This is a genomic window from Allobosea sp. RCC_152_1, from assembly GCF_041360765.1.
Taxonomy (GTDB): Bacteria; Pseudomonadota; Alphaproteobacteria; order Rhizobiales; family Beijerinckiaceae; genus Allobosea; species Allobosea spartocytisi.
This window is the reverse complement of the sequence record NZ_JBFUPU010000004.1, coordinates 517,197-526,170: the sequence shown is the minus strand read 5'-3', so window position 1 is coordinate 526,170 and position 8,974 is coordinate 517,197. Positions and strand designations below refer to the sequence as shown.

Here is an 8,974-nt window from a genome sequence, read left to right as displayed (position 1 = left end):
TCGCCCTCGTCGACCGTCTTCAGGATCAATTCCTTGATGTCGTAGGGCTTGTTCGGATTGTCCGGGACCAGCGTGTCGAGGCTCATGTCGACACGATCAGGCACGTCGAATGACGGCCATTCCGGCACGCCGGCGGTGTTGTTGGCGGGCAGGAAATCGAGCAGGCGGCGCACCTGCAGCAGCGCCTCGACATCGTTTTCGAAGGAGCCGTCGGCGACCGAGGACTTGGAGGTGTGGACCTTGGCGCCGCCGAGCTCCTCGGAGGTCACGGTCTCGTTGGTGACGGTCTTCACCACCTCGGGGCCGGTGACGAACATGTAGCTGGTGTCGCGGACCATGAAGATGAAGTCGGTCATCGCCGGCGAATAGACGTCGCCGCCGGCGCAGGGGCCCATGATCACCGAGATCTGCGGGATGACGCCGGACGCCTGGACATTGCGCTTGAAGACCTCGCCATAGCCGCCGAGCGCAGCCACCCCTTCCTGGATGCGAGCTCCGCCGGCATCAAACAGGCCGACGATCGGCGCGCGCATCTTCAGCGCCATGTCCTGGATCTTGGTGATCTTCTGGGCATGGGTCTCGGAGAGCGAGCCACCGAAGACGGTGAAATCCTTCGAGAAGACGAAGACGGTGCGGCCATTGACCGTGCCCCAGCCGGTGACGACGCCGTCGCCGGGGATCTTCTCGGCCTTGTCCATGCCGAAATCGACGCAGCGATGCTGCACGAACATGTCGAACTCCTCGAAGGAGTCCTTGTCGAGCAGCAGCTCGATGCGCTCGCGGGCAGTGAGCTTGCCACGCTTGTGCTGCGCCTCGATGCGCCGTTCGCCGCCGCCCTTGCGCGCGCCCTCGCGCCGCGATTCGAGCTGTTCGAGGATATCGCGCATAGGCAAGCCCCAGCCTTGTACTTCCCAGGTTGGGGCTTATGCGAAAATCTCGATCTCGCAAATTAGTGCCAAACTGCTAAAATGCTAACCCAACAAATTTGCAATGCGACGTAAGCTCTTTGCAGGCCCTGCCGTCCGCAGGCTTAGGGAAGAGGCCGGCTGGGCCCAAGGCGATCTCGCCAAGAAACTTGGCATATCGGCCGGGTATCTGAATCAAATCGAGCATGGCCAGCGACCTTTGAGCGCCGCCGTGCTCGTTGAATTGGCTCGGGTGTTTAAAGTGGATGTGTCGGCATTCTCGGAAAACGATGAGCACCGGTTACTCGTCGATCTTCGCGACGCGCTTGCAGAACCCATCTTGGCCACGGTGCCGACTGGTCAGGCCGAACTCAAGGCGACGATTCAATATGCTCCCGGCATCGCTCGGGCCGTTGTCCATCTGCAGGCAGCATATCGCGCAATGGAGGACAAATATCAGGCGTTAGACGGCACTTTGCTCTCGTCAGAGCAGCTTACCGCGAGGGCGGGCCTGGTTTTTCCATATGACGAGGTTCGGGACTTTTTCCACCGGATTGGAAACTACGTTGACAGCCTTGACCATCAAGGCGAAGCGCTGCGAGCCGAGCTGCGAGCCGAACCGGCCGTTCTCCATGAAGCCCTCATAGACCGCCTGGCAACTCGACATAAATTCAAGGTCGTTTTTGATCGGTCACTAGGCTCTGAGCGCGCAATGCGGCGGCTCGATCGCAGCACAAAAACGATCGCGATCGACGGCTATGCTGAATCATCTAGCCAAAATTTTGCGCTCGCGCATCAACTTGCACTCCTCGAAGCTCGGGATGCGATCGACGAGACCGTGCGACATGCGACGTTCCGCAGCGCGGACGCCGGTGCCGTCTGCGAAATCGCGCTGGCGAATTATTTCGCCGGGGCCGTGCTCTTACCGTACACGGATTTCCTCGCCTCTGCGCGAAGGCATCGCCATGACCTCAGCCTTCTTGCAAGACTGTTTGGCACGAGCTTCGAACAGGTTGGTCATAGGCTATCGACCCTTCAGCGGCCGAAGGCGATGGGTATCCCCTTTTACTTTCTGCGCGTCGATAGGGCCGGAAACATTACCAAGCGACACAGCGCGACCCGATTGCGCTTCGCTCGCTATGGCGGCGCCTGCCCCCTTTGGAATGTCCACGAAGCATTTGAGACGCCTGATCGAATTTTGGTGCAGGTCGCGGAAATGCCCGATGGCGTACGATACCTGTCGCTAGCCCAGGCAATAACGAAGGCGGGAATAGGCCATTCTGCTCCGCGACGTAGGTACGCCATCGGATTGGGCTGCGAGCTAAGGGATGCGGGACAGGTTGTGTATGCTGACGAATTAGACATCACAAATCCGAAGCAAGTCGTGAAAATCGGGACCAGCTGTCGTCTTTGCGAGCGAAGCAACTGCACGCAACGTGCGTTTCCGCCCGCTGGCGGCTCAATCCACGTCGATCATGATAGCCGATTTGTCGTGCCTTACCGATTAGGTCCAAACTAACAACCGTCCCGGAAGCGATGATCACCCTTCCAGAGCAAGCGGTGAATTCCCGTTGGGCGGAGAAGATGTACGAGCCATGTTCGGATGCTGTCTCAGGCCAGCGTGTAGGCCGTCTTGACGGTGATATAGAACTCCTTGGCGTAGGCGCCCTGCTCACGCGAACCGTAGCTAGAGCCCTTTCGGCCACCGAAGGGCACATGGTAGTGCCGCCTATCGTATCTGACCGTTGTCGGCTCGGCACCGACCGCAGCCAGCCCCTCCATCATCCGCGTGAACACGCCCGCTTCACCTCAGCGCTTCCATCGGTTGTAGAGCGTCTTGTGCGGGCCGTAGGCGCTCGGCGCGTCTCGCCATCGCATTCCGTTCCGGTTGACGAATACGATGGCGCTCAGCACCCGTCGGTCATCAACGCGCGGTTTGCCGTGGCTCCTCGGAAAGAACAGTCGGAGCCGCTCCATCTGCACTTCCGTCAGCCAAACAGGTCGCTCATGCCAGTCTCCTCACGGAGCCTGAACCAGATCGCGGCCATCACAGCAAAGGGTCCTGACCCTAACGGCTCCTGGGCGCTTCCACCCGGCGCTTTTGACGACCATACCCGACCGACTTAACTGCTGCCTTTCGACCCGAGACCCCCTTTTCAAGCATCATCATCTCACGGCAATTCGGCTGCTGACTGGATAGATCGAGCCCTTATCGTACAGAACTTCTCCATGTTGCGATTGCCCCAGTCGGCGACTGCCGTCATCAATCCAGAAAGGTCCAATCCCAGCGGCGTCAACTCGTATTCGACATGGGGCGGCACCGTCTGAAAGTCGATCCGGCGTACCAATCCGTCGCGGGTCATTTCCTTGAGCTGCTGGCTCAACATTTTCTCACTGACGTTACCAAGCTGCCGACGGAGCTCGCTGAACCTTAGTCTGTCGGCGTGAAGATAGTGGAGGATCAGCAACTTCCACTTGCCTCCGACGAGGTCGACTACGGCTTCCATGCCGCAGCGAAATGCAGGCCCTGGCATCACAATCACCTCAAATTAACACTTACAAAAAGGTAAGTACTGGTGGTGGTGTTTGTGCACCCTATCCTCTTTGAAGCGCGCGGCAAGGCCGCTTTCGAAGGAGAATCCGATGAGTCTTGAAAACCCGATGCGTCGTGTGGCCCATTACAGCTTCGGCAGCCCCCAGGAGGTTCTGCGGGCCGAAAAGGATATTCCGCTGCCGCCACTCGCGGCCGACAAGGTGCGGGTGCGGCTGACGCGCAGCATGATCCATCCCGCCGATCTCCAGGTCATGGCCGCGCATTATGTGTCGAGCCACGACGACATTCCCGAAGGACGCGTCCCCGGCATGGAAGGGGTCGGCATATTCGAGGAAGCCAGTCCGGAGGCATTGGTCGGAACGGGCATCGACATTGGCACGCGGGTGGCTTTCATGGGCGACGGCACCTGGCAGACATCGGTTGATCTCCCGGCCCGCTCGCTGGTCGCGGTTCCTGACGATATCACCGATGATGTGGCAACTCAGATGCTGCTCAACACGATCACCGCGCTTCATGTGCTCCGCGTCGCGGAGCAGACCGTCGGCAAACGTCCTACGCGTATCGTGCTGACAGCCGCCTCATCACACGTAGGTAAGCTCATCGCCGTGCTGGCGCTGCGGGAAGGCCTCCCCTTGATCTGTCTTGTCCGTTCGGAGGACAGCGCGAAGCAGCTCGCCGAACTGCTCCCGGTTACCGACATCGTCCCGACCGAAACCAACGGGTGGCAGGATGCCGTTCGCAAGGCGGCAGGTGACGACATCCCGCTCATTATCGACGGCGTAGGCGGCAAGATGGTCACCGAAAGCGGTTGGCTGCTGAATGAGGGCGGGACGCTGATCTCGTTCGGTCTCCTCGCCAAAGGCCCGGCCGACATGACAATGTTCCTGCCGAAGGCACTGACGCTGCGCGGTGCGACCATCGGCACGTGGCATTCGGAAACCAGTGCCGAAGACCAGGCGCGCGATTACGACGCCGCGATCGATATCGCGCGCACCTCACCCAAGCTTTTCGACAGTGGTTCGACCTTCGACCTGTCCGACATCAACGCCGCGGTCGACGCCGCCACATCGCCGAAGAAGCAGGGCAACGTCCTCATATCGTTCTGAGCAAACGCCATCCCTCAGCGCGCCGCTCATGTGATCCGCCCGCAGGCACGGGCGGTCAGACGGATCTACGGCAATCGGACCCGCTTCATTCCGAACGCGCTGCTCGGCCAGTTCGCGCGGACGGCTTGGCCTATCGCGACAACAGACGTCGCGCTGGCGCCTTCGGGCGGGCCGAAGGTCGATGTCAGGGCCAAGATGCGAGGCATGCTATCCGCCCGCGCGGTCCTTGCCGCCGTGCGCGGCGATGAACATGGCGACGGCCGACCGGCAATAGGATTCGATTTCGTTGTCGTCCTCTGCTCTCGCCTCGTCGAAGCGGGCGATCATCAGGAGATCGGATCCTTTGAAAAGCGCGGCAAACAAGCGGGCCGACCGGAGTGGATCGGGCACGTTCAGAAGCGCCTTCGCGTGCAATTGACGCAACAGGGCCTCGATTTGGGCGATGATATGGGCGGGTCCGGCTTCGTAATGGAGCTTGCTCAACGACGTTTGACTCGTGACGTCGGCCATGACCATGGCTTCGACATTGCGGACTTCCGGGCTCGACAGCGTGCGAAGCAGCGATGATCCCACCGCCATGAGCTGGTCTTCGGCCGAACCGTCGACGCCTTCAAAAAGGGCCTGCGGTATTAACTGATGGCAGCGGGCCGCAAACGCTGCGCCAAACAGCGCCTCCTTGTTCTCGAAGTGCCTGTAGATGCTGAGCTTGGATATCTTCGCTCGCTGGGCGACCTTGTCCAAAGTCGTCGCTTGAAAACCCAATTCCGCAAAAAGTTCGCCCGCGGTGTCGACGATCGTTTGGCCAAGCGCCTCGTTGGCGGGCCGGCCGCGCCGGCCCCGGCTGTTTTCGGTCACGAAAATTCTGGTCCTTGACAGTATCGTAATTCCCAAAATACGATACCATACAGTTTCCGAAATACGCAAGTGCGGTCGTCGGACGTTTGCCGACCTGAAACACAAGAGACCATGCAACGACGAACCCTGCTGAAGCTGGCCGCGCTTTCCACCATCGGCCTCGCTCGCGCCCAAGTCAGCGCCAGGTCCAGCCCAACTCCCTCCATCCGCAACACGGAGCCCATCACCATGGATGACGTCATCATCATTGGCGGCAGCTTTGCCGGTCTCGCCGCCGCCCTTCAGCTCGGCCGCGCCCGCCGCAAGGTCACCGTTCTCGATACCGGCCTGCCGCGCAATCGCTTCGCGGGCCGCTCGCATGGCATGCTCGGCCACGATCACAAGCCGCCGCTGGACATCCTGGCCGAGGCGCGACAGCAACTGGCGCGTTATCCCGCGATCAAGCTGGTCAATGCCCGGGCCGACAGCATCTCCGGCACCATCGACAATTTCTCCGTCCTCACCGGCGACGGCGAAAGCCTTGGCGCGCGCCGCCTGATCCTGAGTTATGGCGTTGTCGACCAGATGCCTGCTGTTCCGGGCTTTGCCGAAAGCTGGGGCACATCCATCATCCCTTGCCCCTATTGCGATGGCTTTGAAGTCGCCGACCAGCATTGGGGCCTCGTCTGGTCCGGCCCGCAGTCGATGAACCAGGTCAGGCTGTTCCACGACTGGACCGACAGGTTGACCGTCTTCGCCGATGGTCACGACATTCCGCCCGATGTCCGGGTTGATCTGGGGCGTCGCAACACACCTGTCGTCGACGGCCGGATCACCGAGGTCGCCCATCACGGGGAGCATGGCGCCACCGTCAAGCTCGATACCGGCCCCGATGTCGCGGTCGACATCCTGTTCGCGCATCCGCGCAACAAGCCGTCCGCAAGCCTGCATGAAGCATTGGGTCTCGCCACGGTCGACACGCCTCTTGGCATCGTCCTCAAGGTCGACGAGCGCCGCGAAACCAGCATGCCCGGCATCTACGCTGCGGGGGACCTCACCAACCCCGTCATCCCCTCGGTGACCACGGCATCATGGCAAGGCGCGATGGCGGGCATCTTCTCCCAGCAGTCGATGCTGGTTTGAGAGCACAGATTGGAGATGAGCATGGCCGTCGAGCCGGACAGCGCGGGTGTGCGCTTCCCTCCGCCCTTCCTCTATCTGGGAGCGCTGCTGTTGGGGCTGGCGGCGGAGCGGTTCGTCGCCCTGCGCTCTTTCGGCATCGACTGGCGGTTGCTGGTCGCGACGGGCGCGCTGCTGTTCGTTGCCGGCGCGGCGATGATGCTTGCGGCGGCGGGGCTGTTCCGGCGGCTCGGCACCAACGTTCCGCCTTCGCAGCCAACGACCCTCGTCGCAACGACCGGTCCTTACCGGTGGACCCGCAATCCCATGTATCTTGGCATGGCGCTTGTCTATGCCGGCCTTGCGATCGCCTTCGACTGGCCGATCGCCTTCGCCTTGCTCCCCTTGGTGCTGATCGGGATCCAGACGCAGGTGATCGCCCGCGAGGAGCGCTATCTCGAAGCGAAGTTCGGCGACGACTACCGCCGCTACAAGGCCGAGGTCCGCCGCTGGTTCTGACCCTCGCTCAGCGAGACCACGCGCGAGCTCTGGCCCTTCTTTGGGGTGGCGATGCTCGTGCTGCTGCTAGTGAGCTACGTGCCGGCGCTGACGATCTACTGAGCATCCTTAGAATATGAACGCCCGCGGCACCCCAAGAAGGGAATCTGCGCTATTGGTAGGCTCCCGCGTTTGCAAGGATCGATCGACCGATCCTACAATCCTGCGACCAATTCCTTCGGCCGGTTCTTGAAAGTCGTACGCAGGCGCATCGATGTCAGCCCCGCGATCAGCCTCGCCTTCCAAGCTCGCTTCGAGCCGAGCGCGGGCAAGTCAGCTTCTTGATCGCGCGTCAGACGGGCTGACCGTTGAGACCCTTGGGAGGACGCAAGAAGCGAAGACCAAACCTCAGCGACAATCGCCGCGCTGGAATTTTAGTGGCAGTATGAAAATTTTTTATATGGGTGATGGAGAGCCCGCGCCTCTCACCGCGACCGGGTTCATACCAATGCCTGCCGATAAGCCTCTGCCCGGCTTCCTTTGCCAGGCTGCTCGCTGACTAACGAATGTCTCGCAGTCTTGGCTTTGGCAAAATGCCAAAGTCTCGCGGAAGACGATAAACGATTTTGAGAATGGATACGCTTCCCCCAAAATGGCGCTGAATACTAGGATTAGGCACGCTCTTGACCTCCGGGTCACCTTTCGGTGTGCGCCATCGACGACAATGCGGAAGGACTAACTCGCCTCAAGGTACGCGTAGTCGACATCAAGTCTGCCCTGCAGAAAGACCGCGGGGACATGCGCACCTTCCTCGAAGCCAGTGCCGAGATCGGGCTTACGCCGGCGGCCGCGAAGGAGGTTCGAGATGCTGGCTACCTCCCGTTTGTGAAGACGGGAAACCGCTACAGCGTTTCGAAGCAGCATATTGACGAGTTCAACGACCTCTACACCACGTCTAGCAAGTTGGCAGAGACCTTCGGCCTGTTAGGCTGGCAATCGGCCGACCAGCTCCTGAAAACAATAGGGGTCAAGTCAGTCGGCGAGCGGGAATTCGCCAAGCGGTTCATCTACCATCGCCGGGAAACTGAAGAAGCGATCCGAAGTTGGTCTCAGTCGGAAACCAAGGCCGAATCGTATTCTGCGGGCGGTTGGCTCACACCGAAACATGCTCTCAGTCAGCTCCAGGTCCCTTACATCCTCGGAATGGAGCTTATTGGCGCCGGTATCCTTCCCAGTGAGGTCAACAGTCGCGGGCGGCGCATCAGTGAGGATGCGGTCAGCGATTTTCGTGCCCGCTTCCTCACCACAGTCGAGGCTGGAGAGCTCCTCCGTTGTACTGCTCAAAAGGCAATCAATCTGCTCAGAGATCAGAAATTGGTCGCCGGGCCGCCGGACTATTCGGGTTATCTCTACGAGCGAAAATGCGCGCTGGCAGAGATCGAACGCCTGAACTCCGTTGTGATTGAGGAGGCGCCGCGTTTCGAGTTCGATCCTGATGAGCACCTCACCGCCTCGCAGATCACGGAGCTCGTGGGCATCAACCGCGACACGATAACCTTTATCGAAAAGAGGGGGCTCCTCACGTCAACCCGACAGGGCGGCCAGTTCGATTTCTCCGCGACCCAACTCGCTGGCTTTCGCGATCGGTATCTAGGCGGAAGGGACGTCGCTGAGGCGCTGGAAGCGAACACCAAAGATCCTGAGATGAATCCAGTTTGGTTCTCGAAGCGCCTTGGATTGAAGCCGGCCTTCGGGCCTCCAGATATCAAGGCCTACATTTTCGACCGCGAAGAGTTCGTCGAAGCGGTTCGGCAGTTCGAAGTCGAGCGGCAGGCGGAGGAGGACAGGCAGGCGGAGATCGCAGAAATTCCTGTCCTCCAGTCCCGGCAAGTCGGCGAAAGGCTTAGGATTGTCTCAAAACTCATGGCCAATCTGGTCTGAGCTGGCATCCTCCGCGG

The 8,974-nt window shown here is 60.5% G+C and carries 8 protein-coding genes and 1 pseudogene; 5 read left to right on the top strand and 4 right to left on the bottom strand.

Going from position 1 to position 8,974, the window contains the following annotated elements; all coding sequences use genetic code 11:
• On the bottom strand, window positions 1-887 hold an 887-nt coding region (locus tag AB6806_RS17245; RefSeq protein WP_370955003.1), incomplete at its 3' end, for an acyl-CoA carboxylase subunit beta.
• Between the two features lie 103 nt (window positions 888-990).
• Here AB6806_RS17245 and AB6806_RS17240 point away from each other — a divergent pair.
• A complete protein-coding gene (locus AB6806_RS17240) occupies window positions 991-2,424 on the top strand; it encodes a helix-turn-helix domain-containing protein (RefSeq protein WP_370955002.1) in 1,434 nt (477 codons plus the stop codon).
• Between the two features lie 212 nt (window positions 2,425-2,636).
• Here AB6806_RS17240 and AB6806_RS17235 read toward each other — a convergent pair.
• Window positions 2,637-2,914, bottom strand: a pseudogene (locus AB6806_RS17235) (transposase); the annotation flags it as partial.
• A gap of 162 nt (window positions 2,915-3,076) precedes the next feature.
• Window positions 3,077-3,412 (bottom strand): winged helix-turn-helix transcriptional regulator, encoded by a 336-nt coding sequence (locus tag AB6806_RS17230; RefSeq protein ID WP_142022459.1) that lies wholly within the window; start codon window positions 3,410-3,412, stop codon window positions 3,077-3,079.
• Between the two features lie 136 nt (window positions 3,413-3,548).
• On the opposite strand from AB6806_RS17230, the gene AB6806_RS17225 reads away from it, so the two are divergent.
• On the top strand, window positions 3,549-4,565 hold the full coding sequence (locus tag AB6806_RS17225) for a zinc-binding dehydrogenase (protein ID WP_142022458.1): 1,017 nt from the start codon (window positions 3,549-3,551) through the stop codon (window positions 4,563-4,565).
• 207 nt (window positions 4,566-4,772) lie between these two features.
• On the opposite strand, the gene AB6806_RS17220 is transcribed toward AB6806_RS17225, so the two are convergent.
• The gene (locus AB6806_RS17220; RefSeq protein WP_142022457.1) at window positions 4,773-5,420 is read right to left on the bottom strand and encodes a TetR/AcrR family transcriptional regulator; all 648 of its coding nucleotides are present in this window, start codon (window positions 5,418-5,420) and stop codon (window positions 4,773-4,775) included.
• Between the two features lie 228 nt (window positions 5,421-5,648).
• Between AB6806_RS17220 and AB6806_RS17215 the strand changes: the two genes are divergently transcribed.
• The 3 genes from AB6806_RS17215 (at window position 5,649) to AB6806_RS17205 (ending at window position 8,957) form a co-directional block, all read left to right on the top strand.
• Complete coding sequence (locus tag AB6806_RS17215; protein ID WP_185747988.1) at window positions 5,649-6,542, top strand: NAD(P)/FAD-dependent oxidoreductase; 894 nt, start codon at window positions 5,649-5,651, stop codon at window positions 6,540-6,542.
• Window positions 6,543-6,563: 21 nt separating this feature from the next.
• A complete protein-coding gene (locus AB6806_RS17210) occupies window positions 6,564-7,037 on the top strand; it encodes a methyltransferase family protein (protein ID WP_142022455.1) in 474 nt (157 codons plus the stop codon).
• Between the two features lie 684 nt (window positions 7,038-7,721).
• Window positions 7,722-8,957 carry a hypothetical protein gene (locus AB6806_RS17205; RefSeq protein ID WP_370955001.1) on the top strand — a complete coding sequence of 412 codons (1,236 nt, stop codon included), beginning with the start codon at window positions 7,722-7,724 and terminating at the stop codon, window positions 8,955-8,957.
• Window positions 8,958-8,974 lie beyond the last annotated feature (17 nt).

Bases quoted from the DNA above. Each gene is read 5' to 3' on its own strand.
- AB6806_RS17240 (WP_370955002.1), top strand. From the start codon at position 991: ATGCGACGTAAGCTCTTTGCAGGCCCTGCCGTCCGCAGGCTTAGGGAA.
- AB6806_RS17230 (WP_142022459.1), bottom strand. From the start codon at position 3,412: ATGGAAGCCGTAGTCGACCTCGTCGGAGGCAAGTGGAAGTTGCTGATC.
- AB6806_RS17225 (WP_142022458.1), top strand. From the start codon at position 3,549: ATGAGTCTTGAAAACCCGATGCGTCGTGTGGCCCATTACAGCTTCGGC.
- AB6806_RS17215 (WP_185747988.1), top strand. From the start codon at position 5,649: ATGGATGACGTCATCATCATTGGCGGCAGCTTTGCCGGTCTCGCCGCC.
- AB6806_RS17210 (WP_142022455.1), top strand. From the start codon at position 6,564: ATGGCCGTCGAGCCGGACAGCGCGGGTGTGCGCTTCCCTCCGCCCTTC.